Raw genomic sequence first — 24,278 nt, 5'->3', positions numbered from 1 at the left:
GTGCTGCGTGATGTGACTGCTGTTCGATACGTGAACCCGTTGCGGTCCGGCGGCTCCGTGCCCGGAGTCGTCGAGGCCGACGACCTGGGGACGTACGTCGTCAAGTTCACCGGCTCCGCGCAGGGCCGCAAGGCGCTGGTCGCCGAGGTGATCGTGGGCGAGCTGGCCCGCGCCCTCGGGCTGCGCTTCCCCGAGCTGGTCCTCGTCCACTTCGACCCCGCGATCGCCGACCACGAACCGCACCAGGAAGTGCGCGAACTCCACGGGGCCAGCGCCGGACTGAACCTCGGCATGGACTACCTGCCGGGCGCGAAGGACTTCACGCCGCAGATCGCCGGGACCTTCCCCGTCGACCCGCTGGAGGCCGGCAAGGTCGTCTGGCTGGACGCCCTGACGGTCAACGTGGACCGTACGGTCCACAGCTCCAACCTCATGATCTGGCCCACCTTCGGGACCGTACCGCCGCGCCTGTGGCTCATCGACCACGGGGCCGCGCTCGTCTTCCACCACCGCTGGGACGGGTCGGACCCCGGGAAGGCGTACGACTTCCGCCACCACGCGCTCGGCCACTACACGCCGGACGTGCGGGCGGCGGACGCGGAGCTGGCGCACCGGGTGACGCCCGACCTGCTGCGCGCGGTCACGGAGGCGGTCCCGGACGCCTGGCTGGCCGTCGAGGAGGGTTTCGCGACCCCCGACGACGTCCGCGCGGCGTACGTCGACTACCTCCACGCGCGCGTGCGGGCGTCCGCGGCCTGGCTCCCCACCGACTTCCCCACCCGGGAGGAACTCGCCGCCGAGGAGGCCCTGCGCGCGGCGAAGACACAGCGAGGCCGGCCGGACTGGCTCAAGCGGGTCCCCGACCTGCACGGCAAACCGGCGGCGGAACAGGATTGGTCGGTGCACCTCGGATGACGGAGACCTCCACGCAGACGTCCACGGGCGAGTCGCGGCGCGTCGAGATCGAGTACTGCACCCAGTGCCGCTGGCTGCCGCGTGCGGCCTGGCTGGCGCAGGAACTGCTGACGACCTTCGAGACCGAGCTCACGGAGCTGTCCCTGAAGCCCGGCAAGGGCGGGATCTTCGTGGTCAGGGTCGACGACGAGGTCGTCTGGGACCGCCGCGAGCAGGGCTTCCCGGAGCCGACCGCGGTGAAGCAGGCCGTACGCGACCGAGTGGCCCCGGGAAAGTCCCTGGGCCACTCGGACAAGTGAGGCTCTAGCCTCGCAGCTGCTCGTACGCCGGCAGCGTCAGGAAGTCGGCGTAGTCCTCGTCGAGGGCGACCTCCAGGAGCAGGTCGTGGGCCTGCTGCCAGTGACCGGCGGCGAAGGCCTCCTCGCCCAGTTCGCTCCTGATGTTCCGGAGCTCCTCGGCGGCGACCTCACGGGCCAGCTCCGGGGTGGCCTTCACGGTGTTCCCCGCGTGCTCGAACTCCACGCCCGCGTTGCTCCACTGCCAGATCTGGGAGCGGGAGATCTCGGCGGTCGCCGCGTCCTCCATCAGGTTGAAGATGGCGACCGCGCCGAGACCGCGCAGCCAGGCCTCGATGTAACGGATGCCGACCTGGACGGCGTTGACGAGACCGTCGTACGTCGGCCTGGCGTCGAGGGAGTCGACGGCGATCAGGTCGGCCGCCTTGACGTCGACGTCCTCGCGCAGGCGGTCCTTCTGGTTCGGCTTGTCGCCGAGGACCGCGTCGAAGGAGGCCATGGCGATCGGGACCAGGTCCGGGTGGGCCACCCACGACCCGTCGAAGCCGTCCTTCGCCTCGCGGTCCTTGTCGGCCTTGACCTTCTCGAACGCGACCTTGTTGACCTCCTCGTCGCGCCGGGACGGGATGAACGCCGCCATGCCGCCGATCGCGTGCGCGCCGCGCTTGTGGCAGGTACGGACGAGGAGTTCGGTGTACGCGCGCATGAACGGGGCCGTCATCGTCACGGCGTTGCGGTCCGGGAGGACGAACTTGGCGCCGCCGTCACGGAAGTTCTTGACGATGGAGAACAGGTAGTCCCAGCGGCCGGCGTTCAGCCCGGAGGCGTGGTCGCGGAGTTCGTAGAGGATCTCCTCCATCTCGTACGCGGCCGTGATCGTCTCGATGAGCACGGTGGCGCGGACGGTGCCCTGCGGGATGCCGAGGTAGTCCTGCGCGAAGACGAACACGTCGTTCCACAGGCGGGCTTCGAGATGCGACTCGGTCTTCGGGAGGTAGAAGTACGGGCCCTTGCCGAGGTCGAGCAGCCGCCGGGCGTTGTGGAAGAAGTACAGGCCGAAGTCGACGAGGGCGCCGGGGACCTGGCTGCCGTCCGCGGCGACGAGGTGCCGCTCGCTCAGGTGCCAGCCGCGCGGGCGCATGACGACGGTGGCGAGTTCGGCGTCCTCCTTGAGGGCGTACGACTTGCCGGACCTCGGGTCGGTGAAGTCGATGTTCCGGGTGTAGGCGTCGACGAGGTTGATCTGACCGAGGACGACGTTCTCCCAGGTCGGCGCCGAGGCGTCCTCGAAGTCCGCGAGCCAGACCTTGGCGCCCGAGTTGAGGGCGTTGATGGTCATCTTGCGGTCGGTGGGGCCGGTGATCTCGACCCGGCGGTCGTCCAGGGCCGCGGGGGAGGGGGCCACCTTCCAGGAGTCGTCCGCGCGGATCGCGGCGGTCTCCGGCAGGAAGTCGAGCGTGGAGGTGCGGGCGATCTCGGCGCGGCGCTCCGCACGACGGGCGAGGAGCTCGTCACGCCGGGGCGTGAACCGGCGGTGCAGCTCGGCCACAAAGGCGAGGGCCGCGTCGGTGAGGACCTCCTCCTGCCGGGGCAGGGGCTCGGCGTCGACGATGGCCAGCGGGGACGGCGCTGGTGCGGACATGAGCTGTCACTTCCTTCAGCGAGCGTGGCACCGGGTGCCAGTCGATCACGGTACGGCGGTGGACGCCCGGGGAGCAGTCGGGCGCTTCTGGACAGTGGATACTAGTTTCCTCATCGTGGAACTTCAATGGTTTGTTGATGTCGAGATTCTCCGGGTCGAGGCAAGGTGTCGCTCGGTGCCACCACGCTCACTCAAGGTGCTTCAGGTCCGCGGCGGTGTCGATGTCGTAGGCCTGAGCCACGTCTGCGCACTCGACGAGCGTGATCGCCTCCTCGTGCGCCTTCAGGTAGGCGCGTGCCCCCCGGTCGCCGGTCGCAGTCGCCGCGATGCCCGCCCAGTGGGAGACGCCGAAGAGGACCGGGTGGCCGCGCACGCCGTCGTAGGCGGCACACACCAAGGACTCCCGGGACTCGTACGCGGCGAGCACGCGGCCGACCGCCTCCGGCCCGATGCCGGGCTGGTCGACCAGCGAGACCAGTGCGGCCTCCACGCCCGTGTCCGCGAGCGAGTCGAGCCCCGCGCGCAGGGACGAACCCATGCCGTCGGCCCAGTCCGGGTTCTCCACGAGCACGCAAGTGCCGAGCTCCGCCCGCTCCCGTACGGCGGCCGCCTCTGCCCCCAGCACCACGTGGACCCGGGTGCAGCCGGCCGCGCGCAGCACGCCGGCCGCGTACTCGACCAACGGCCGCCCCCGGTGTGTGAGCAGCGCCTTGGGGCGTCCGCCGAGCCGGCGCCCGCCTCCCGCGGCGAGGAGCAGCCCCGCCACCTGCTGTGCGTTGTCAGTCATGCGTCCTGCATACCTGACGCACCGGCAGACGCCCGGTTCCCCCGGGCTGAATTTCGGTCCGCGCGGTGGCGCACCCGGTGCGGGGTGGCGTTTACTGACCCGCGTCCCCCGGCGCCCGACCAGCGCGCGGGGAGGCGCGGCGGGATCGGAGAACATGCGGGCGCACAACGGCGTGCGAGGGGGAAAGCTGTGTTGCGGAGCTTGGGGCAGAGACCGGTGAGCGGCGGCGACGAGGACCTGAGAGTGGCGGAACTGCGGACCGCGGTGTCCCGGCTGCGCCGCCAACTCGCCGCGCTCCCAGCCGAGTTCCCCGACCGTGGCATCGCCGAGGACGAACTCGCCGCGCTGGCCGCGATGACGATCGAGGGGGCACCCGAGACTCCACGGCTGTGGCGGTCCCTGCTGGTGATCGCGGGGGCGATCGGGTCGGTGAGCGCGCTGTCCCGGGGGCTGGCGGAGGTCAGGGCGGCCGTGGACCTGTTCAGCCAGCCGCCGGGGCGGCGGGGCTGAGCAGTGGTCCACCAGTCCGTCTAGTGGTCGTTCGCCGTCCATCCCCGGTACGGGAACGCGCCTCGGTAGCCCTGGTCCGAGGTCCGGTGTTCGAACTGGTCGCAGAGCCAGGTCTCCTGGACGAACTCGGTGAGCGCGGGCCAGTGCGTGAGGATGCCCCACGGTCCGTGTTTGCCGTCCACGCGCCGGTAGACGTCCTTGGCGTCACGGAAGCAGGCCAGGCCGGCCATCAGGCTGTGGCCGACCGGGTGGTAGTCGGACCAGGCGCACGCGATGCAGGCCTTGATCCGCGCGCCGTGCGGCAGCCCGCGCTGGAGGTCGTGCAGGGCGTCCTCGAATTCGTCGTGATCTTTCGCGGGACGGTACTCGTGGCCGTCGAGGCGCAGGGTGACGGTCAGGGTCTCCAGGTCCAGGCCCCGGCCGGGGCCCGCCGGACCGCCGAGCCGCAGGGCGCAGTGCAGTACGCCCGTCCGCACGCCGCGCCCCTCGACCGCGACGGGCATCGGCAGCTCCCATTCCAGAAGGCAGGAGCACAGCGCCCCGTCGAAGAAGGTGAACATCGCCTCGGGCAACTCGCCGCCCAGCGCGCCGAGATCGTCCATGGTGTCGCCCTCGAAGCGGACGCCCCTGATCGTGGCGCGGATCAGTTCTCGGCCGTCCGACTCGAAGACGACCTCCTCCGAGCCGTGCCGGTCGGTGTACCGGCCGGGCCAGCGGTGTAAGGCCGTCATGCCGGGTTCTGGCTCGCCAGCGCCTGGGACAGTTCCACCGCCACCTGCTGGAGCACCGGCACGATCCTCTCCGTCGCCTCCTCCGTGACCCGGCCCGCCGGGCCCGAGATGGAAATGGCCGCCAGCGTGGGGGAGTTGGGGACGGACACCGCGAGGCAGCGGACGCCGATCTCCTGTTCGTTGTCGTCGACCGCGTAGCCCCGGCGTCGCACGTCCTCCAGCGCCGCGAGGAAGCCCTCCGGTGTGGTGATCGTCTTCTCCGTCGCGGCCGGCATGCCGGTGCGGGCCAGCAGGGCGCGCACCTCGCCGTCCGGGGTGTTGGCGAGCAGGGCCTTGCCGACGCCCGTCGAGTGCGGCAGGACGCGCCGGCCGACCTCGGTGAACATGCGCATCGTGTGCTTCGACGGCACCTGCGCCACGTAGACGATCTCGTCGCCGTCCAGCAGCGCCATGTTCGCCGTCTCACCGGTCTCCTCGACCAGCCGGGCGAGATGGGGGCGTGCCCAGGTGCCGAGCAGGCGGGAGGCGGATTCGCCGAGGCGGATCAGCCGCGGGCCGAGCGCGTAGCGACGGTTGGACTGCTGGCGTACGTATCCGCAGACCACCAGGGTGCGCATCAGTCGGTGGATGGTCGGCAGGGGCAGCCCGCTGCTCGCGGAGAGCTCGCTGAGACCGACTTCGCCGCCCGCGTCCGCCATCCGTTCCAGCAGGTCGAAGGCGCGCTCAAGGGACTGGACTCCGCCGCTGGCGGACTTCGCGGAGTCGGTGGTGCTGGCGCTGGACGTCGGCACGGCGCGTTCCTTTCGGGACAGGCGGGAAGAGCAGAAGCCTACCCGTCGGTCGGTTGACTCCCTGATGGTGCGTAGCTACGTTCTGCCTGTCGGAATAATAATTCCGTCTTGTGGAAACGTCCAGAGTGAGTGCCTTTGTGGTCCCCTGGGGGAGGGCGCCCTTGACGGCGCGAAGGCGGGAGTGAAGACTCCTTCAACAGAACGTTGAATTCCGTTACGTGGAAGTAAATCCCGTTTCCCGGAAGTAACGGCACACAGGCAGCGTGAGAGGGGTCCGGGTGTCCGACGTAGAACTGGTACTGCGCTCGACGCGCGTCATCACCCCGGAAGGGACCCGCGCCGCCTCGGTCGCGGTCTCCGCCGGGACGATCACGGCCGTCCTGCCGTACGACGCCGAAGTGCCGGCCGGTGCCCGCCTGGAGGACGTCGGCGACCACGTCCTGCTGCCCGGCCTGGTCGACACCCACGTGCACGTCAACGACCCCGGCCGCACCGAGTGGGAGGGCTTCTGGACCGCCACCCGCGCCGCGGCCGCCGGTGGCATCACCACGCTCGTCGACATGCCGCTCAACTCCCTCCCGCCCACCACGACGGTCGACAACCTCCGTACGAAGCAGGATGTGGCCGCCGACAAGGCCCACATCGACGTCGGCTTCTGGGGCGGCGCCCTGCCCGACAACCTCAAGGACCTCCGCCCGCTGCACGAGGCCGGCGTCTTCGGCTTCAAGGCCTTCCTGTCGCCGTCCGGCGTGGACGAGTTCCCGCACCTGGACCAGGACCGGCTCGCCCGCTCCCTCGCCGAGATCGCCTCCTTCGGCGGCCTGCTGATCGTGCACGCCGAGGACCCGCACCACCTGGGCGCCGCCCCGCAGCAGGGCGGGCCCAAGTACGCCGACTTCCTGGCCTCCCGCCCGCGGGACGCGGAGGACACCGCGATCGCTCAGCTCATCGCCCAGGCGAAGCGCCTCGACGCGCGCGTGCACGTCCTCCACCTGTCCTCGTCCGACGCGCTGCCGCTGATCGCGGCGGCGAAGGCGGAGGGTGTCCGCATCACGGTCGAGACCTGCCCGCACTACCTCACCCTCACCGCCGAGGAAGTCCCGGACGGTGCCAGCGAGTTCAAGTGCTGCCCACCGATCCGCGAGTCCGCCAACCAGGACCTGCTCTGGCAGGCACTGGCGGACGGCACCATCGACTGCGTGGTCACGGACCACTCGCCGTCGACGGCGGACCTGAAGACGGACGACTTCGCGACGGCCTGGGGCGGCATCTCCGGACTCCAGCTGAGCCTGGCCGCGGTGTGGACTCAGGCGCGCAGGCGCGGCCACGGCCTGGAGGACGTGGTCCGCTGGATGTCGACGCGGACGGCCGCCCTGGTCGGCCTCGGCCGGAAAGGCGCCATCGAGGCCGGCCGTGACGCCGACTTCGCGGTCCTCGCGCCCGAAGAGACGTTCACCGTGGACCCGGCCGCCCTCCAGCACCGCAACCGCGTCACGGCGTACGCGGGCAAGACCCTGCACGGGGTCGTGAAGTCCACCTGGCTGCGCGGCGAACGCATCGTCGCAGACGGCGAGTTCACCGCCCCGAGGGGTGAACTGCTCACCCGCGTCCCCTGATCACGTGTCCCTTCGTTCTGCTGCCCCCTTGCACCCTTGCCCCCCTTGCCCCCTCCCCCCAGTCCGTTTCTCCCGTTCTCCCGCACCCGCAGCGGCCGACTCCTGAAAGGCACACTTCGTGACGGCGCAGCCCGCATCCCCTTCGGCTCGTTTCACCGGCGACGCGAACCCCTACGGAGGCGGTGACCCGTACGCGGACTACCGCAACGCCGACTTCCCCTTCACCCAGTACGCCAACCTCGCCGACCGGCAGCTCGGCGCCGCGGTGATCGCCGCCAACGACGAGTTCTTCGCCCAGCGGGAAAACCTGCTGGTGGCCGGGCCCGCCGAGTTCGACCCCGAGCACTTCGGGCACAAGGGCAAGATCATGGACGGCTGGGAGACCAGGCGCCGCCGAGGAGCCTCCGCCGACCACCCGTGGCCGACGGCAGAGGACCACGACTGGGCGCTGGTCCGCCTCGGCGCCCCCGGCGTCATCCGCGGCATCGTCGTCGACACGGCCCACTTCCGCGGCAACTACCCGCAGGCCGTGTCGATCGAGGGCGTGTCGGTGCCGGGGTCTCCCGCGCCGGAGGAGCTGCTGTCCGGTGACGTGAAGTGGACGACGCTGGTCCCCCGTACGGCGGTCGGCGGCCACGCGGCGAACGGCTTCGTGGTGTCGGTCGAACAGCGCTTCACGCACCTGCGCGTCAACCAGCACCCCGACGGGGGCATCGCGCGCCTTCGCGTGTACGGCGAGGTCGTCCCGGACCCGAGGTGGCTGGAGGTCCTCGGCACCTTCGACGTGGTCGCCCTGGAGAACGGCGGCCAGGCCGAGGACGCCTCCAACCTCTTCTACTCACCGGCCACCAACACCATCCAGCCGGGCCGCTCCCGCAAGATGGACGACGGCTGGGAGACGCGCCGCCGCCGCGACCAGGGCAACGACTGGATCCGTTACCGCCTGGCCGCCCAGTCCCGGATCCGGGCGATCGAGATCGACACGGCGTACCTGAAGGGCAACAGCGCGGGCTGGGCGTCGGTGTCCGTGCGGGACGGCGGGGACGGCGGGGAGGGAGCGGACGGCGCGGACGGCGCGTGGACGGAGATCCTTCCGCGCACCCGCCTCCAGCCCGACACCAACCACCGCTTCGTCCTCCCGACGCCGGCCGTCGGCACGCACGCGCGCGTGGACATCTATCCCGACGGCGGGATCTCCCGGCTGCGGTTGTTCGGCTCGCTGACGGAGGCCGGCGCCGCGGAGCTGGCGACGCGCCATCAGGCACTGGGCGGCTGACCGGGGGAGGGTTGCGCCCCAGCCGCCCCTTCCCGTTCCCGTCGTTCTGGGGCTCCGCCCCAGACCCCGCTCCTCAAACGCCGGACGGGCTGAAATTCAGCCCGTCCGGCGTTTGAGGACGAGGCCCTTCGGGCCGAAAGGCGGGACGGGAAGGGGCGGCGGGGGCGAGAACCCCACCGCCCCCGGCATCACGCCGCATACCCCCCGTCCACCGAGAACTCCGCGCCCGTGACGTACTCCGCCCCCGCCAGATGGGCCACCGTCGACGCCACCTCCTCGGCATTGCCGAAACGCCCCAGCGCCGTCGCCTCCGCCTGCCCCGCCGCGAACGGCCCGTCCGCCGGATTCATGTCCGTGTCGATCGGCCCGGGATGCACGATGTTCGCCGTGATGCCACGCCCGCCCAGCTCTCTGGCGAGGGCCTTCGTCAGACCGGTCAGGGCCGACTTGCTCATCGCGTAGAGCGTGCCGCCGGCCCCCGGCACCCGCTGGGTCATGCAGCTGCCGATGGTGATGATCCGGCCGCCGGCACCCATCCGTGCGGCGGCCGCCTGGGAGGCGAGGAAGACGGCGCGCACGTTGACGGCCAGGACTCGGTCCACGTCGGCGAGCGAGAGGTTCTCCAGGGGCCCGAGCAGCCCCACGCCCGCGTTGTTCACCAGGATGTCGAGCCGCCCCTCGAGGGCCCGAGCCGCACCCGCCACCGCCCCCGCCGCCTCGTCCGCGTCCGCGGAGTCCGCCCGCAGGGCCACGGCCCGGCGTCCCAGCGCCTCGACGGCCCGTACGACGTCCTCGGCCGCCGGCTTGCCGTTCACGTACGTGAGAGCCACGTCCGCGCCCTCGCGGGCCAGCCGCAGAGCCGTCGCCGCACCGATGCCCCGGCTGCCGCCGGTCACGAGAGCCATCTTGCCGTTCAGAGATCCATGGGAAGTCGTCATGGATCCATCCCACCGGCCGGCGACCGGTGACGCTGGCGGTGTACGGACAGGGAGCCCGCCCGTCGAGATCGTCGGCGGCCGGGCGAGGTGGCCCACGGCCGACCGATGAGTTGCGGGTGCCGGTGAGGTCTGCCCTGATGACAACAGACCAGCCATGACAACAGGTCACTCATGGCAGCAGACCACTCATGACAGCAGACCACTCATGACAGCAGACCCCCTCAAGAGCAGGAGGCGCCCGCCATGGGCAAGCTAGTCCTCACTTCCTTCGTCACCCTCGACGGCGTCCACCAGGCCCCCGGCGGCCCCAAGGAGGACACCCGCGACGGCTTCCGGCAGGGCGGCTGGACCGTCCCGTACTGGGACGACGACTTCGGCCGGTTCGTCAACGGCGTCTTCGACCGCGTCGGCGCCTTCCTCCTCGGCCGTCGTACGTACGACATCTTCGCCGCGTACTGGCCGAAGAACACCGATCCGGCCGACCCGGTCGCCTCCAAGCTGAACGCCCTGCCGAAGTACGTCGCCTCCGCGACCCTCACGGACCCCGGCTGGGCCGGCACCACCGTGATCGGCGGCGATCTCGCCAAGGAGGTCAGGGGTCTCAAGGAGCGCACCGACGGCGAGCTCCAGGTGCACGGCAGCGGTGCCCTCGCCCGGTCGCTGCTCGACCTCGGCCTGGTCGACACCGTGCACCTGCTGACCTTCCCGGTCGTGCTGGGCGCCGGTCGCCGCCTGTTCGCCGAGGGCGGCGTACCGACCGCCTTCCGGCACGCCGGCGGGCAGGTCACGGGGGCGGGCGTCTCCATCCAGTCGTACGACGTGACCGGCCGTCCGGAGTACGGCACCTACGAGCTCCCCGAAGGTTAACTTCCCGAGAACTCATGGGACTTGACGGGAAATTCACCGGAGTTGTCATTGACATGCCATCGTCTACGCGCGTCATCATGGGGTCATGAGATTCCCCCCACGCGCCACCCGGATCGGCGCCGCAGCCGCTCTCCTGTCCGCCCTTCTCGTGGGCGGCACCGTCACCGCCACCTCGGCGGACGCGGCCGCCACGGCGGTCGGCAGCATCTGTTACAGCGACCTGCCCTCCCAGGCCCACGACACGCTCGACCTGATCGAGCAGGGCGGCCCCTACCCGTACTCGCAGGACGGGACGGTCTTCCAGAACCGGGAAGGCGTCCTGCCCGGCCAGTCGACCGGCTACTACCACGAGTACACGGTCATCACCCCCGGCTCCTCCACGCGCGGAGCTCGCCGCATCGTCACCGGTGAGGAGTACCAGGAGGACTACTACACGGCCGACCACTACGCCTCGTTCGACCTGGTCGACCACGACTGCTGAGCGGGGGCCTCATCGCCGGCTCTCGGCGACGGCGAACAACGCGAACGCCAGCACGACCAGGGTGACGCTCGCGTAGACCTCGTAGCCGTCGAGGAAACCGACCCGTTGCACGAACCCCACGTGCCAGTCGGTGAACTCGTGCAACAGGCCCATCGCGCCCTGCACCAGGGCAAGGAAACCGAGTAGCTCCAGCAGTTCCTTCATGGGAAGACCCTCGCCCCGCGGACCCCCCACCCACATCGGCCGCGGGGCGAGGCACGTCCGACGGAAGTCCCCGATCGCGCCGGGCCGGCCGCGCCGAAAGTCTCCGGTGCCACGACTTTGGTCGCGGAACCGGCGCATCCGGAGGTGGCACGGCCCGCCCCCGCATAGATTCGTCGACCGTGAGCAGTGACGAGACGGCGTCCGAAACGCCTGCCTTCCCCGGGCGGCGCTGGCTGCTGCCCTCCGCCGTGATCCACGAGCTCGACCCCGAGGCGGGGCGGGCCGGGCGGCGGCCCCGGCGGACCGCGCGCGACTGGGTCGTCGACTTCTCCGGCTTCCTGCTGGCCGTCGTCATCGGCCTGGCGGTCGCGGACACGCTCGCCGACGACCCCGACCTCCCGCACGCCGTCGTCGTGACCGACCAACTGCTCGGCGCTCTCGCCTGCGCCGCGGTATGGCTGCGCCGCCGGTGGCCCCTCGGACTCGCCGTCGCGACGATCCCCCTCGCCTTCGTCTCGACCACCTCGGCCGGCGCCGGCGTCGTCGCCCTGTTCACGCTCGCGGTGCACCGTCCGTTCCGGTACGCGGCCTGGGTCGGCGGCTTGCAGCTCGCCCTGATCCCGCTCCTGCTGTGGGTGCGCCCCGACCCCGACCTGTCGTACGCGCCGGCGGTGGTGTTCACCCTGCTCCTCACCGTGGCGATCACCGGCTGGGGCATGCTCGTACGGTCCAAGCGGCAGCTCATGCTGAGCCTGCGCGACCGGGCCCGGCGCGCCGAGACGGAGGCACGGCTGCGTGCGGAGCAGGCGCAGCGGCTCGCCCGCGAGGCCATCGCCCGGGAGATGCACGACGTGCTCGCGCACCGGCTGACCCTGCTGAGCGTGCACGCCGGCGCCCTGGAGTTCCGGCCGGACGCGCCCCGCGCGGAGGTCGCCCGGGCGGCCGGTGTCATCCGGGAGAGCGCGCACGAGGCCCTGCAGGACCTGCGGGAGATCATCGGCGTCCTGCGGGCGGGCGACCCCGACGACGCGGGCCGCCCCCAGCCGACGCTCGCCGCCCTTGACACGCTGGTCGCCGAGTCCCGCGAGGCCGGGATGAAGGTCGCCCTCGACAGCCGCGTCGCCGAGCCCGCCGCCGTCCCCGCCTCGGTCGGGCGCACCGCCTACCGCATCGCCCAGGAGGGCCTCACCAACGCCCGCAAGCACGCCCCCGGCGCCGAGGTCACGGTGTCGGTCACCGGCGCCCCGGGGGAGGGCCTGACCATGTCGGTGCGCAACCCGCCGCCCGACGGGGAGGTCCCCCATGTCCCCGGTTCCGGACAGGGGCTGATCGGCCTGACCGAACGCGCGACGCTGGCCGGGGGCCGCCTGGAGCACGGGCCGGAGGAGGGCGGAGGGTTCGGGGTGCGGGCGTGGTTGCCGTGGCGGTGAGCCCTGCGGCGGGTAGGGGCGGGGCGCGCTGCGGGGTGCCGCTGCGCTCACCCGTGCCGCCCCAGCGGGACGACGGCCCGCGGCGCGGGAGGCACGCGCGCCCCGCCGCCTCCCCCAACTCGCCCGGCACAACGGTGATTCGCACGCCGCGCAAGCGTGATTACGTAGCCCCATGACTGCGATCAGACTGCTCCTCGTCGACGACGACCCGCTGGTCCGGGCCGGCCTGTCCTTGATGATGGGCGGCGCCGACGACATCGACATCGTCGGCGAGGCCGCCGACGGCGGCGAGGTCGAGGAGCTCGTCGACCGCACCCGCCCGGACGTCGTCCTCATGGACATCCGGATGCCGTCGGTGGACGGCCTGACCGCCACCGAGCGGCTGCGCGGCCGGCCCGAAGCCCCGCAGGTCGTCGTCCTGACCACCTTCCACGCCGACGAACAGGTCCTGTGGGCCCTGCGCGCGGGCGCCGCCGGATTCGTCCTCAAGGACACCCCGCCCGCCGAGATCGTCGAAGCGGTGCGCCGCGTCGCGGCAGGAGATCCCGTCCTGTCACCCACCGTGACCCGCCAGCTGATGCAGCACGCGGCCGGAACCGCCGCCGACACGCGCCGCACACGCGCGCGTGCCCGGATCACCGCCCTCAACGACCGCGAACGCGAGGTCGCCGTCGCCGTCGGCCGGGGCCTTTCCAACGCCGACATCGCCGCCGCGCTCTTCATGAGCGTCGCCACGGTCAAGACCCACGTCTCCCGCGTCCTGGCCAAGCTCGACCTCAACAACCGGGTGCAGATCGCCCTGTTGGCCTACGACGCGGGACTGCTGGAGGAGCCGGAGGGGGACGGGCGCCAGCCGCGGTAGCCGCGCGTCGGCCGAGGTGATGCCAGGGGGGAAGCGGAGTCGAAGGGGCAGCGCCCCTGGCTACCGTCCCGACGCCCGGATCGTCCGCGCCCAGCTCGGCCCCGAGGCCGGCATGGTCGGCGCCGCCGACCTGTCCCGCCGCGTCACAGCGCCGCCGCGCCGACCGCGCCCGCGATCTCCGCGAGCGCCACCACCCGCCGCTCCCGCCGCGACACGTCACACGCCTCGGCGATCCGCAAGGCCTGCAGCGCCTCGCGCCCGTCGCACGGGTTGGGCCGCCCACCTCGTACGACCTCGACGAACTCGCACAGCTCCGTCTCGTACGCGGGTCCGAACCGCTCCAGAAACCCCGTCCACGGCTTGTCCGCGGCCGGCGGTCCCGTCGGCTCGGTGGACGCGATGGGCGTGCGGTCGTCCAGACCGACCACGATCTGGTCCAGCTCCCCGGCGAGCTCCATGCGCACGTCGTACCCGGCCCCGTTCAACCGCGTCGCCGTCGCCGTGGCGAGCGTGCCGTCGTCCAGGGTGAGCAGCGCCGCACCCGTGTCGATGTCGCCCGCCTCGCGGAACATCGCGGGGCCCGCGTCCGACCCGGCCGCGTAGACGTCGACGATCTCGCGCCCGGTCACCCAGCGCAGGACGTCGAAGTCGTGGATCAGGGTGTCCCGGAACAGCCCGCCGGACAGCGGCAGATACGTGGCCGGCGGCGGCGCCTGGTCCGATGTCAGTGCCCGCACGGTGTGCAGCCTTCCGAGCCGTCCCGAGCGCACCGCCTCGCGCGCGCCCCGGTAGCCCGCGTCGAAGCGACGCTGGAACCCCATCTGCAGGATCGTTCCGGCCGCCTCGACCTCACCGAGCGCCTGTAAGGTCCCCGCCAGATCCAGCGCGATGGGCTTCTCGCAGAACACGGGAAGGCCCGAGCGTGCTGCCCGACCGATCAGTTCGGCGTGCGCCGACGTCGCCGTCGTGATCACCACCGCGTCCACGCCCCACGTGAAGATCTCGTCCACTCCCGGCGCCGCCGTCTCGCCCAGCCGGTGTGCGAGATCCTGGGCCCGCGCGGGGTCCACGTCCGTGAGGATCAGGGAGCCGACCTCCCGGTGCCGGCTCAGGGTTTTCGCATGGATGGTGCCTATGCGGCCCGTACCGATGACTCCGATGCGCATGTGACCAACCTGCGTGCCGACCCGGCACGCTGTCAATGCGTATGTCCGGACAATCGAACTACACAACTTCCCGTCAACCATCCACGGAGCTACGCTCGGCCCCGTGCCGAAACCAGGAGTGGACCCGACCGTGACGCTCGAGCTCAGTGTGGACCGCAGCAGCCCGGTGCCGTTGTACTTCCAGCTGTCCCAGCAGTTGGAGGCCGCCATCGAGCACGGAGTGCTGACCCCCGGCAGCCTGCTGGGCAACGAGATCGAGCTCGCCGCCCGGCTCGGGCTGTCCCGGCCCACCGTCCGCCAGGCCATCCAGTCGCTCGTCGACAAGGGCCTGCTGGTGCGCCGCCGAGGCGTCGGCACCCAGGTCGTGCACAGCCAGGTCAAGCGTCCCCTGGAGCTCAGCAGCCTCTACGACGACCTGGAGGCGGCAGGCCAGCGCCCCGCGACGAAAGTCCTCGTCAACACCGTCGTCCCGGCGACCGCGGAGATCGCGGCCGCTCTCGGCGTGGCGGAGGACAGCGACGTGCACCGGGTGGAACGGCTGCGTCTGGCGCACGGTGAGCCGATGGCGTACCTGTGCAACCACCTGCCGCCCGGGCTGCTCGACCTGGACACCGGGCAGCTGGAGGCCACGGGCCTGTACCGCATGATGCGGGCCTCCGGGATCACGCTGCACAGCGCGCGGCAGTCCATCGGCGCCCGCGCGGCCACCGCCGCCGAGGCCGAGCGGCTCGCCGAGGAGACCGGCGCCCCGTTGCTCACCATGCAGCGCACCACCTTCGACGACACCGGCCGCGCGGTCGAGTTCGGCAGCCACACCTACCGGCCCACCCGCTACTCCTTCGAGTTCCAGCTGCTCGTACGACCCTGAAGGCAGGGTTCCGATTCGTCGCATTGTCAGGACAAGTGACCGAGCCGTGTCTGCCGTCGCCGGACGCGGGATCGCCGAGGGCCTCACGCCGCCCGGGGGAGACGGATTCGCGCTGTCGAAGCGGGGCACGATGATGGGCAGTCGCACCCGACCCGCACCCGGCACGTCACAGGACCCGCCCCTTTGGTCCCCTGCACGGCACCCACCGCAACCGTGAGGCAGAATCAGGGCCGATGAGCACCTACGGCAACTTCAGCGCCCCCATCGGCTCCCGCCGCGCGCCAGCGCTCCGCACGGTCGGCACGAGGGAGCGCCGCTCGCACCTCACCGCACCCCGCGTGCCCACCGTCGGTATCGACATCGGCGGTACCAAGGTGATGGCGGGCGTCGTCGACGCCGACGGCAACATCCTGGAGAAACTGCGCACGGAGACGCCGGACAAGTCCAAGAGCCCGAAGGTCGTGGAGGACACGATCGTCGAGCTGGTCCTGGACCTGTCCGACCGCCACGACGTGCACGCCGTCGGCATCGGCGCAGCCGGCTGGGTCGACGCCGACCGCAACCGCGTCCTGTTCGCGCCGCACCTGTCCTGGCGCAACGAGCCCCTCAGGGACCGCATCTCCAGCAGGCTGTCCGTGCCCGTCCTCGTCGACAACGACGCCAACACCGCCGCCTGGGCGGAATGGCGCTTCGGCGCCGGTCGCGGCGAGGACCACCTCGTCATGATCACGCTCGGTACCGGCATCGGCGGCGCCATACTGGAGGACGGCCAGGTCAAGCGCGGCAAGTACGGCGTCGCCGGCGAGTTCGGCCACATGCAGGTCGTGCCCGGCGGCCACCGCTGCCCGTGCGGCAACCGCGGCTGCTGGGAGCAGTACAGCTCCGGCAACGCCCTGGTCAGGGAGGCGCGCGAACTGGCCGCGGCGGACTCCCCGGTCGCGTACGGCATCATCGAGCACGTCAAGGGCAACATCGGCGACATCACCGGCCCGATGATCACCGAGCTGGCCCGCGAGGGCGACGCCATGTGCATCGAGCTGCTCCAGGACATCGGCCAGTGGCTCGGCGTCGGCATCGCCAACCTCGCCGCCGCCCTCGACCCCTCCTGCTTCGTGATCGGCGGCGGTGTCTCGGCCGCCGACGGCCTGCTGATCGGCCCCGCACGGGACGCGTTCAAGCGGCAGCTCACCGGCCGCGGCTACCGTCCCGAGGCCCGCATCGTCCGCGCCCAGCTCGGCCCCGAGGCCGGCATGGTCGGCGCCGCCGACCTGTCCCGCCTGGTCGCCCGCCGCTTCCGCCGCGCCAAGCGGCGCCGGGTGGAGCGGTACGAGCGCTACGAGCGGTACACGGAGGCCCGCCGGACGTCGCAGGACACGGCGTGACGGCGTCGCTGCCGCGCCAGGCCATGCCCCCGGACGAGCCGTCGCCGGAGGACCGCCGGCACCGGAACCGGCGCCGGGCGCTCACACTGCTCATCATCGTGCTGCTCATCGGTGTCCCGGCCGGCTACCTCGTCATCTCCGCGAACCAGAGCCGCAACAGCGGCAAGGACAAGGAGGCGAAGTACTCGGCCACCGGCCTCACCGAGGGCTGGCCGTCCAAGGTGCAGCGCCGCATCTACCAGGTGCCGGTCCCGCACCCGGCGGACCACATCGCCTACTACGAGACCAACAACTGGAAGACCAGCCGCCTGTACGTCCAGTTCCGGACCAGCGCCGCCGGCCTCGACGCCTTCCTCACCGGCGTGGGCGTCAACCGCGAGGATCTCGAACAGGGTGAGATCACCATCAGCACGCGCGACCAGAGCGTCAGCGGCTGGTCGTTCAAGGGTCCGGGCCCGTGGCTCGGCCTCGTCCACACGCAGAAGAACCCGGCCCCCACCCAGGACATCGTTGTGAACATGTCCAACCCGGTCTCGCCCATGGTCTACGTCGTCTCGCGCACGGTTCCCTAGGACGACGAGCCCCCCGCCGGTCGCCGGAGCCGATTGTCAGACCCCGCCCGTAGAGTCGAAGACGACTGATCCGGCACAGGGGCGGGAGGTGACAGGACGTATGAGCGACATGGCGGCGGTGACGCCCGGCAGCCCGGGCCGCGCGGTCCCGTCCCCGGCGGGAGAGGCCAGGTCCGTCCCCGTCCGGCTCGCGGCCGTGTTCCTGCCCGCGCCGCTCCCGCGTGAGGGACGGATGGCCTTCTGGGACCCCCACGACGGACAGCCGGCCGCGGCCGACACCGAGCTCACCGTCGTCCGGCGACATGGCGGCGGAGTACGCCGCAGGACCACCCCCGCCCTGTCGCTGCCCCTCGGCGAGGCCCTGCCGCTCCTCGTCCGCGCCCGGCGCGATCCCGCCGCCCACCCCGCCACCGCCTGCTGGGGCGCCGCCGCACTGCACGCGCTGCGGCTCACCGCCCGCGGCCGGCTGCTGCCCGGCCTGACGGCCACCGGCCACGACGCCTGGCGGGCCGGCCCCCTCGACCCCGACGACATCGCCCACCTGCGGGCGATCGCGGCAGCCCTGCCCTGCGAAGGGCACGCGGTCCCGCTGCCCGGCCCGGGCGCGATCCGGCTGCCCGAACCGGAAGCGCTGATGCGCTCCTTCCTGGACGCGGTCGCGGACACCCTGCCCCGCACCCCGGCCGCCGCGTACGCCTGTGGCAAACCGTTCGCGGCGCGCGAGCCGCAGCGCCTGCCCGGCGCCGCCGACTGGGCCGCGGAGGTCGCCGCCGGCATGGACGCGGGCGTGCGGATCTCGCTCCGCCTGGACCTGTCGGCGTACAACCTCTTCGACGGCAGCGGCGACGGCACGCGTCACGCGGGCGCGGCGATCGTCCAGGTGCACAGCCTCGCCGACCCCACCCTCGTGGTCGACGCGGCGGCCCTGTGGGCGGGCGACGCGGACGCCGCCTTCGGTCCCCGCACGCGCGTGGACGCGGCCCTCGCGGTGCGGCGCGCGGCCCGGGTGTGGCCGCCGCTCGACCGGCTCTCCGAACAGGACGTGCCCGACGTACTGGCCCTGTCCGACGACGAGTTGGGCGACCTGCTCGGCGTGGCGGCCACCCGGCTGGCTGCGGCCGGAGTGGCCGTGCACTGGCCGCGGGACCTGGCGCAGGACCTGACCGCGGCCGCGGTGGTACGACCCGCGCCCGGCTCGGCGACCGACGGCACCGGCTTCTTCGAGAGCGAGGAACTGCTCCAGTTCCGCTGGCAGTTGGCGCTCGGCGGCGACCCGCTCAGCGACGGCGAGATGGACACGCTCGCCGAGGCCCATCGCCCGGTCGTCCGCCTGCGGGACCAGTGGGTGCTGGTCGACCCCGCCCTCGTCCGCAAGGCCCGCAAGCGCGAACTGGGCCTGCTCGACCCGGTCGACGCCCTCTCCGTCGCCCTCACCGGCAGCGCGGAGGTCGACGGCGAGACGGTCGAGGCGGTCCCGGCCGGTGCCCTGGCCACCCTGCGCGACCGCCTGACGGCCGGCGTACGCCCCGCCGAACCGCCACCCGGCCTGCACGCCACACTGCGCGACTACCAGCTCCGCGGCCTGGCCTGGCTGGACCTCATGACCTCCCTCGGTCTCGGCGGCTGCCTCGCCGACGACATGGGACTCGGCAAGACGATCACCGTCATCGCCCTGCACCTGCGCCGAGCCCGCACCGAACCCACCCTGGTGGTCTGCCCGGCCTCCCTGCTGGGCAACTGGCAGCGGGAGATCACCCGGTTCGCGCCCGGCGTCCCCGTCCGCCGCTTCCACGGCCCGGACCGCAGCCTGGACGACCTCGACGGCGGCTTCGTCCTCACGACGTACGGCACCATGCGGTCGGCGGCCCCACGACTGGCCGAGCAGCACTGGGGCATGGTCGTCGCGGACGAGGCACAGCACGTGAAGAACCCGTACTCGGCGACCGCGAAGGCGCTGCGCACGATCCCGACCCCCGCGCGCGTGGCCCTCACCGGCACGCCGGTGGAGAACAACCTCTCCGAGCTCTGGGCCCTGCTGGACTGGACGACACCGGGCCTGCTGGGTCCCCTGAAGTCCTTCCGCGCCCGCCACGCGCGGGCCGTGGAGAACGGCGAGGACGACGAGGCGGTCGTCCGGCTGGCCCGCCTCGTGCGCCCCTTCCTCCTGCGCCGCAAGAAGTCCGACCCGGGCATCGTCCCCGAGCTGCCACCCAAGACGGAGACCGACCACCCGGTCCCGCTCACCCGCGAACAGGCCGCGCTCTACGAGGCGGTGGTGCGCGAGTCGCTGCTGGCCATCGAGACCGCGCAGGGCATCGGCCGCCGCGGCCTGGTGCTCAAGCTGCTGTCCGCGCTCAAGCAGGTCTGCGACCACCCGGCGCTCTACCTGAAGGAGGACGTCCCGGCCACGGCCACCGACCGGCTCGCCGCCCGCTCCGGCAAGATGGCCCTGCTCGACGAACTGCTGGACACGCTGCTCGCCGAGGACGGCTCGGCGCTCGTCTTCACGCAGTACGTCGGCATGGCCCGCCTGATCACCTCCCACCTCACCGCCCGCGCGGTCCCGGTGGACCTCCTGCACGGCGGCACACCGGTACCGGAGCGCGAACGCATGGTGGACCGCTTCCAGAGCGGCGCGACCCCGGTGCTGGTCCTGTCGTTGAAGGCGGCGGGCACCGGCCTGAACCTCACCCGCGCGGGCCACGTCGTCCACTTCGACCGCTGGTGGAACCCGGCCGTGGAGGAACAGGCCACCGACCGCGCCTACCGCATCGGCCAGACCCAGCCCGTCCAGGTCCACCGCCTCATCACCGAGGGCACCGTCGAGGACCGCATCGCCGAGATGCTTGAGGCCAAGCGGGCACTCGCCGACGCGATCCTCGGCTCCGGCGAGTCGGCCCTCACGGAACTCACCGACCGCGAACTCACCGACCTGGTCTCCCTCCGGAGGACCCAGTGACCCCCCACCCCGCCGACCAGGCACGCCGCGCACTCCAGGAGGCCCGGGAGCGCGCCGCCGGCCGCGGGGCGGCCGAGGATGCCGGGCGGCGCGGGGCGCCCGGGGAGGCGGGGGAGGCCGGGCGGCGAAAGGCGCCCGGGGAGGCCGAGTGGGGAAGGGTGCCCGCGGAAGCCGGGGAGGCAGTGGGGGCCGGGTCGTCCGAGGGAGACACGGCACCCGTCGAGGCGGGCGAACACGAAGGGTCTGGAGGGCACGAAGCCACGGCACCTGTGGACACCCGAGCACTCGGGACGGAGGCGGTGCCTGCCGCGGAGACGGCTTCCGGGGCGGAGAGGGCTTCCAGGGCGGAGCCGGTGCCTGGGTCAGGGACGGTGCCGGAGACAGAGCCGCTGCCCGAAACGGGGACGGTGGCGGAGACAGAACCGGTGCCCGAGAAGGCTCCGGTGGCTCACGCCCGGCCGGGTGACGTGGCCCGTGAGGCGCTGCGGAAGGCGATCGCCGCCAGGCGCGGTGGGACCGCGGACACCGTTGACGCGGGCAGCGCCCACGACAGGGCGGCGCCGGAGGCGGGCTCCAGTAGCGCATCCGAGAGCGACACGGGTGTGCCGGACCAGGACGCGTCCACCGGTGCCGACGGCGGTACGTCAGGCAGCTCGACGCGGGAGGCGTCACCCGGTGGCGGGGCCGCAGCCGGTGGCGGGGCCCGCTCCGCCGACCCCGGACATCAGCCCGGCTCGCCGGACCGGAGCGGTGGCGCAGCGGGCCCTCGGGGCGTGCGCCCCGCGGACGTCGCGCGCGAGGCGCTGCGTGCGGCCCGCGACACGGCACGGCGGGCTCGGGCGGACGCCGAGACCCAGGAGACCGCGACCGGGCGCCGGGCGGGCCGTACCCCTTCACCCGTCGCCTCCCCGGCTCGTGGCGCCGCGCCCGGCCGGACCGCCGACCGCCGGGCGCGTGACGTACGGGAGCTGCTGGCCGACGCCTTCCGGATGCCTGATGAGGAACCGGGGGACAGCGACGTCAGGCAAGACGGGATCGACAGCAGCGCAGAACCGCCCGCGGCCTCGGCCGCACCGGACGCGACCGACACCGACCCTGATACCGACACCGACCCTGATACCGACACCGACCCTGATACCGACACCGACCCTGATACCGACGCCGACGCCGACGCCGACGCCGACGCCCTCAGAGGCACCAGCACGGCGAGCCCCGCTCCCACACCCACACCCACCCCTCCCGCACCACCCCGCCGGCCCTCTTCCATGGCCGCCCCAGGCCGCGACGGCGACCTGCGTCGTACCTTCCCCGCCTTCCCGCCCCGGCCGTCGGACGGCGCCGGCTTCGCCGAGACCTGGTGGGGCAACGCGTGGGTTACCGCGCTGGAGGAGGGCGCGTTGGACGCCAAGCGGCTGGCGCGGGGGCGGGCGTACGCGGAGCAGGGGAACGTGGACGCCATCACGGTGACGCCCGGAATGGTGCTCGCCTATGTGCAGGGGAGCCGCCCGCGGCCGTACCGCGTGCAGGTGCGGCTGCGTACGCTCGACGACGCCGACTGGGACCGGTTCCTGGACAGCGCCGCCGAGCGGCCGGGACACATCGCCGCACTGCTGGACAGGGAGATGCCCCAGGCGCTCGCGGAGGGCGGCGTCCCGCTGCTCCCCGGTCCCGGTGACCTGGAACCGCAGTGCAGCTGCCCCGACCGCGGCCACCCCTGCAAGCACGCCGCCGCCCTCTGCTACCAGACCGCCCGACTGCTCGACGCCGACCCCTTCGTCCTGCTCCTGCTGCGCGGCCGTGGCGAGCGCGACCTGCTCGACGCCCTGTCCCGGCTGAGCGCCACCCGCGCGGCCCGCGCCGCCCAGGACGCGGCACCGGCCCGGTTGCCCGGTGTACGGGCGAGCGAGGTCCTCGCCCCCCGCTCCCTCCCACCCCTCCCGGCGCCCCTGCCCCCGCCCCCGCATCCCGAGCAGCCCCCGGTGTACCCCGCCGCCCCGGGCGGCCCGGACCCCTTCGCGCTGGACCAGTTGGCGACCGACGCGGCGGCCCGCGCCCACGCGCTGCTCGTCACCGGCCGCGACCCGGTCGGCGAACTGGCCCTGTGGCAGGACGCGGTGCGGCTCGCCGCGGCCCGGCCCGGTTCCGGCCTCACCGCCGGCACCCGCGCCCTGTACGCGGCACTCGCCTCCGCCGCCGGCCGTACCCCGGCCGAACTGGCCCGCGCCGTCGCCGCCTGGCGTCAGGGCGGACTGGCGGGTCTCGCCGTCCTCGAAGAGCCCTGGGACCCGCCGGCCGGCCGCTTCGACCGTGCCCGCCCCCTGCTCCTCGCCGCCGACCTTCCCGCCTTCCGCCCCTGGCACAACCACCTCACCCATCCCCGAGGCCATGTCCAGCTCCGCCTCGGCCGCGACGGCCTGTGGTACGCCTACGAGTCCGAGCCGGGCCACGAGGACTGGTGGCCGCGCGGCACCCCCGACCTCGACCCTGTCGGCGCCCTCACGGGCCTGGGCTCGGGCGGCGAGTTCTGAGGCGCCGCCGTTGTGGATCTCCCTTCCGTGGAGGCGGTGTGAGAGTTCGCCGCTGATGTTCGGGAGGCAGGTGTGAGGAGTAGGGGCCCAGCGGTCGGCGCGGAAGAAAAGGCGGTTAGCGTGGAGCGGTGAGTGAGACGAAGAGCCCCGCCCTCCAGTACCGGTTCGACGGCCCGGAAGACGCCCCGGTGCTCATCCTGGGCCCCTCGCTCGGTACCACGTGGCACATGTGGGACCGGCAGGTTCCCGAGCTGGCCAAGCAGTGGCGTGTCTTCCGGTTCGACCTGCCGGGACACGGTGGCGCCCCCGCCTACCCGGCCGGGTCGGTCGCCGACCTGAGCACCCGGCTGCTGGCCACGCTCGACGGGCTCGGCGTGCAACGCTTCGGCTACGCGGGCTGCGCCCTCGGCGGCGCGGTCGGTATCGAGCTGGCCCTGCGCCACCCCGAGCGGGTCGCCTCGCTCGCCCTCATCGCCGCCTCGCCGCGCTTCGGCACGGCGGACGAGTTCCGGCAGCGCGGGGTGATCGTCCGGACGAACGGGCTCGACCCGATCGCCCGCAGCTCCCCGGACCGCTGGTTCACCGGTGGGTTCGCCGCCGCGCAGCCCGCCATCACCGAGTGGGCCGTGCAGATGGTGCGCACCACCGACCCCGGCTGCTACATCGCGGCCTGCGAGGCGCTGGCCTCCTTCGACGTACGGCCCGAACTCGGCCGGGTCGGGGTGCCGACCCTGGTCCTGGTCGGCTCGGACGACCAGGTCACCGGCCCCGCCGAGGCCCGCACCCTGGTCGCCGGCATCCCGGACGCCCGGCTCGCCGTCGTCCCCGGCGCCTCCCACCTGGTGCCGGTCGAACAGCCCGCCGCCGTCACCGACCTCCTGGTGAGACATTTCTCCACCGCCTGGCAGCCCGCCTTCGACTCCACCACCGGCCAGATGGCGGCCATCGTGGCCTCGCCGATCAAGCCGGTGCTGTCGGCCGCGCCGCCGCAGCCCGCGCCCCGCGCCGAGATCGCCGCGGCCGCCGCGGAACCCCAGGTGATGGGGCGCCCGGACCCCTACGACGCCGGCCTCAAGGTCCGTCGCGAGGTGCTGGGCGACGCCCACGTCGACCAGGCCCTCGGCCAGGCCGACGAGTTCTCCGGGGACTTCCAGGAGTTCATCACCCGCTACGCCTGGGGCGAGATCTGGGACCGGCCCGGCCTCGACCGGCGCTCCCGCAGCTGTGTCACCCTCACCGCGCTGGTCGCCGGCGGTCACCTGGAGGAGCTCGCCTTCCACACCCGCGCCGCCCTGCGCAACGGCCTCACCCCGGCCGAGATCAAGGAAGTGCTGCTGCAGGCGGCCGTGTACTGCGGCGTACCGGCGGCCAACAGCGCGTTCAAGGTGGCCCAACAGGTCATCCGCGAGGAGACCACCCCGACCGAGTGAGCCCCGTACCGGGGCCGGAGGCAGGAT

General features: G+C 72.8%; 22 protein-coding genes. 15 read left to right on the top strand and 7 right to left on the bottom strand.

The window, feature by feature from the left end; translation table 11 throughout:
• Window positions 1–915 (top strand): HipA family kinase, encoded by a 915-nt coding sequence (locus tag ACWBNA_RS18870; RefSeq protein WP_482705552.1) that lies wholly within the window; start codon window positions 1–3, stop codon window positions 913–915.
• Entirely contained in the window at window positions 912–1,214 is a 303-nt protein-coding gene (locus ACWBNA_RS18865) for an Rdx family protein (RefSeq protein ID WP_482705550.1), read from the top strand. The genes ACWBNA_RS18870 and ACWBNA_RS18865 overlap by 4 nt, the downstream gene beginning before the upstream one ends.
• 4 nt (window positions 1,215–1,218) lie before the next feature.
• On the opposite strand, the gene aceB is transcribed toward ACWBNA_RS18865, so the two are convergent.
• Complete coding sequence (aceB, locus tag ACWBNA_RS18860; RefSeq protein ID WP_482705548.1) at window positions 1,219–2,853, bottom strand: malate synthase A; 1,635 nt, start codon at window positions 2,851–2,853, stop codon at window positions 1,219–1,221.
• Window positions 2,854–3,040: 187 nt separating this feature from the next.
• Window positions 3,041–3,640 (bottom strand): nucleotidyltransferase family protein, encoded by a 600-nt coding sequence (locus ACWBNA_RS18855; protein WP_482705546.1) that lies wholly within the window; start codon window positions 3,638–3,640, stop codon window positions 3,041–3,043.
• 189 nt (window positions 3,641–3,829) lie between these two features.
• Between ACWBNA_RS18855 and ACWBNA_RS18850 the strand changes: the two genes are divergently transcribed.
• A complete protein-coding gene (locus ACWBNA_RS18850; protein ID WP_482705545.1) occupies window positions 3,830–4,150 on the top strand; it encodes a DUF5955 family protein in 321 nt (106 codons plus the stop codon).
• Window positions 4,151–4,170: 20 nt separating this feature from the next.
• Here the strand turns inward: ACWBNA_RS18850 and ACWBNA_RS18845 are convergent, their stop codons facing one another.
• Both ACWBNA_RS18845 and ACWBNA_RS18840 read right to left on the bottom strand, forming a co-directional pair.
• A complete protein-coding gene (locus ACWBNA_RS18845) occupies window positions 4,171–4,881 on the bottom strand; it encodes a DUF6304 family protein (protein WP_482705543.1) in 711 nt (236 codons plus the stop codon).
• Entirely contained in the window at window positions 4,878–5,672 is a 795-nt protein-coding gene (locus ACWBNA_RS18840; RefSeq protein ID WP_482705541.1) for an IclR family transcriptional regulator, read from the bottom strand. Before ACWBNA_RS18840 ends, ACWBNA_RS18845 begins: the two co-directional genes overlap by 4 nt.
• 278 nt (window positions 5,673–5,950) lie before the next feature.
• Between ACWBNA_RS18840 and allB the strand changes: the two genes are divergently transcribed.
• Both allB and alc read left to right on the top strand, forming a co-directional pair.
• Window positions 5,951–7,288, top strand: coding sequence for an allantoinase AllB (gene allB / locus ACWBNA_RS18835; RefSeq protein WP_482705539.1), 1,338 nt, complete (start codon window positions 5,951–5,953; stop codon window positions 7,286–7,288).
• A gap of 118 nt (window positions 7,289–7,406) precedes the next feature.
• Complete coding sequence (gene alc, locus ACWBNA_RS18830; protein WP_482705538.1) at window positions 7,407–8,564, top strand: allantoicase; 1,158 nt, start codon at window positions 7,407–7,409, stop codon at window positions 8,562–8,564.
• Between the two features lie 188 nt (window positions 8,565–8,752).
• Here the strand turns inward: alc and ACWBNA_RS18825 are convergent, their stop codons facing one another.
• A complete protein-coding gene (locus ACWBNA_RS18825; protein ID WP_482705536.1) occupies window positions 8,753–9,502 on the bottom strand; it encodes an SDR family oxidoreductase in 750 nt (249 codons plus the stop codon).
• A 243-nt stretch (window positions 9,503–9,745) separates the two neighbouring features.
• Between ACWBNA_RS18825 and ACWBNA_RS18820 the strand changes: the two genes are divergently transcribed.
• Together ACWBNA_RS18820 and ACWBNA_RS18815 are read left to right on the top strand one after the other, a co-directional pair.
• Window positions 9,746–10,369, top strand: coding sequence for a dihydrofolate reductase family protein (locus ACWBNA_RS18820; protein ID WP_482705534.1), 624 nt, complete (start codon window positions 9,746–9,748; stop codon window positions 10,367–10,369).
• A gap of 85 nt (window positions 10,370–10,454) precedes the next feature.
• Window positions 10,455–10,850, top strand: coding sequence for a guanyl-specific ribonuclease (locus ACWBNA_RS18815; RefSeq protein ID WP_482705533.1), 396 nt, complete (start codon window positions 10,455–10,457; stop codon window positions 10,848–10,850).
• 9 nt (window positions 10,851–10,859) lie between these two features.
• Here ACWBNA_RS18815 and ACWBNA_RS18810 read toward each other — a convergent pair whose 3' ends face one another.
• On the bottom strand, window positions 10,860–11,054 hold the full coding sequence (locus ACWBNA_RS18810) for a hypothetical protein (RefSeq protein ID WP_482705532.1): 195 nt from the start codon (window positions 11,052–11,054) through the stop codon (window positions 10,860–10,862).
• Between the two features lie 179 nt (window positions 11,055–11,233).
• Between ACWBNA_RS18810 and ACWBNA_RS18805 the strand changes: the two genes are divergently transcribed.
• Together ACWBNA_RS18805 and ACWBNA_RS18800 are read left to right on the top strand one after the other, a co-directional pair.
• Window positions 11,234–12,484, top strand: coding sequence for a sensor histidine kinase (locus ACWBNA_RS18805; RefSeq protein ID WP_482705531.1), 1,251 nt, complete (start codon window positions 11,234–11,236; stop codon window positions 12,482–12,484).
• Between the two features lie 172 nt (window positions 12,485–12,656).
• Window positions 12,657–13,346: a response regulator transcription factor gene (locus ACWBNA_RS18800; protein ID WP_482705530.1), complete on the top strand. Its 690-nt coding sequence runs from the start codon at window positions 12,657–12,659 to the stop codon at window positions 13,344–13,346.
• Between the two features lie 143 nt (window positions 13,347–13,489).
• Here the strand turns inward: ACWBNA_RS18800 and ACWBNA_RS18795 are convergent, their stop codons facing one another.
• Window positions 13,490–14,512 (bottom strand): Gfo/Idh/MocA family protein, encoded by a 1,023-nt coding sequence (locus tag ACWBNA_RS18795; protein ID WP_482705529.1) that lies wholly within the window; start codon window positions 14,510–14,512, stop codon window positions 13,490–13,492.
• A 130-nt stretch (window positions 14,513–14,642) separates the two neighbouring features.
• Between ACWBNA_RS18795 and ACWBNA_RS18790 the strand changes: the two genes are divergently transcribed.
• The 6 genes from ACWBNA_RS18790 to pcaDC all read left to right on the top strand — a co-directional run bounded on the left by ACWBNA_RS18790 (window position 14,643) and on the right by pcaDC (window position 24,251).
• Window positions 14,643–15,380 (top strand): GntR family transcriptional regulator, encoded by a 738-nt coding sequence (locus tag ACWBNA_RS18790; protein ID WP_482705528.1) that lies wholly within the window; start codon window positions 14,643–14,645, stop codon window positions 15,378–15,380.
• 233 nt (window positions 15,381–15,613) lie between these two features.
• Window positions 15,614–16,762: an ROK family glucokinase gene (locus tag ACWBNA_RS18785; RefSeq protein WP_217238968.1), complete on the top strand. Its 1,149-nt coding sequence runs from the start codon at window positions 15,614–15,616 to the stop codon at window positions 16,760–16,762.
• Window positions 16,759–17,334, top strand: a complete 576-nt coding sequence (locus tag ACWBNA_RS18780; RefSeq protein WP_482705527.1) for a sugar kinase — start codon at window positions 16,759–16,761, stop codon at window positions 17,332–17,334. Before ACWBNA_RS18785 ends, ACWBNA_RS18780 begins: the two co-directional genes overlap by 4 nt.
• A gap of 109 nt (window positions 17,335–17,443) precedes the next feature.
• Entirely contained in the window at window positions 17,444–20,293 is a 2,850-nt protein-coding gene (locus ACWBNA_RS18775; protein ID WP_482705709.1) for a DEAD/DEAH box helicase, read from the top strand.
• Window positions 20,294–20,718: 425 nt separating this feature from the next.
• Window positions 20,719–22,821: an SWIM zinc finger family protein gene (locus tag ACWBNA_RS18770; protein WP_482705526.1), complete on the top strand. Its 2,103-nt coding sequence runs from the start codon at window positions 20,719–20,721 to the stop codon at window positions 22,819–22,821.
• 128 nt (window positions 22,822–22,949) lie between these two features.
• The gene (gene pcaDC / locus ACWBNA_RS18765) at window positions 22,950–24,251 is read left to right on the top strand and encodes a bifunctional 3-oxoadipate enol-lactonase/4-carboxymuconolactone decarboxylase PcaDC (protein WP_482705525.1); all 1,302 of its coding nucleotides are present in this window, start codon (window positions 22,950–22,952) and stop codon (window positions 24,249–24,251) included.
• Window positions 24,252–24,278 lie beyond the last annotated feature (27 nt).

Source organism: Streptomyces sp. Q2, assembly GCF_056820935.1.
Note: the sequence above shows the minus strand (reverse complement) of the source record. Positions and strands in the feature narration are given on the sequence as shown.

What these genes read in the sequence shown, in the direction of transcription:
- ACWBNA_RS18865 (WP_482705550.1), top strand. Translation starts at nt 912, where the DNA reads ATGACGGAGACCTCCACGCAGACGTCCACGGGCGAGTCGCGGCGCGTC.
- aceB (WP_482705548.1), bottom strand. Translation starts at nt 2,853, where the DNA reads ATGTCCGCACCAGCGCCGTCCCCGCTGGCCATCGTCGACGCCGAGCCC.
- ACWBNA_RS18855 (WP_482705546.1), bottom strand. Translation starts at nt 3,640, where the DNA reads ATGACTGACAACGCACAGCAGGTGGCGGGGCTGCTCCTCGCCGCGGGA.
- ACWBNA_RS18845 (WP_482705543.1), bottom strand. Translation starts at nt 4,881, where the DNA reads ATGACGGCCTTACACCGCTGGCCCGGCCGGTACACCGACCGGCACGGC.
- ACWBNA_RS18825 (WP_482705536.1), bottom strand. Translation starts at nt 9,502, where the DNA reads ATGACGACTTCCCATGGATCTCTGAACGGCAAGATGGCTCTCGTGACC.
- ACWBNA_RS18820 (WP_482705534.1), top strand. Translation starts at nt 9,746, where the DNA reads ATGGGCAAGCTAGTCCTCACTTCCTTCGTCACCCTCGACGGCGTCCAC.
- ACWBNA_RS18815 (WP_482705533.1), top strand. Translation starts at nt 10,455, where the DNA reads ATGAGATTCCCCCCACGCGCCACCCGGATCGGCGCCGCAGCCGCTCTC.
- ACWBNA_RS18810 (WP_482705532.1), bottom strand. Translation starts at nt 11,054, where the DNA reads ATGAAGGAACTGCTGGAGCTACTCGGTTTCCTTGCCCTGGTGCAGGGC.
- ACWBNA_RS18800 (WP_482705530.1), top strand. Translation starts at nt 12,657, where the DNA reads ATGACTGCGATCAGACTGCTCCTCGTCGACGACGACCCGCTGGTCCGG.
- ACWBNA_RS18795 (WP_482705529.1), bottom strand. Translation starts at nt 14,512, where the DNA reads ATGCGCATCGGAGTCATCGGTACGGGCCGCATAGGCACCATCCATGCG.
- ACWBNA_RS18785 (WP_217238968.1), top strand. Translation starts at nt 15,614, where the DNA reads ATGAGCACCTACGGCAACTTCAGCGCCCCCATCGGCTCCCGCCGCGCG.
- ACWBNA_RS18775 (WP_482705709.1), top strand. Translation starts at nt 17,444, where the DNA reads ATGGCGGCGGTGACGCCCGGCAGCCCGGGCCGCGCGGTCCCGTCCCCG.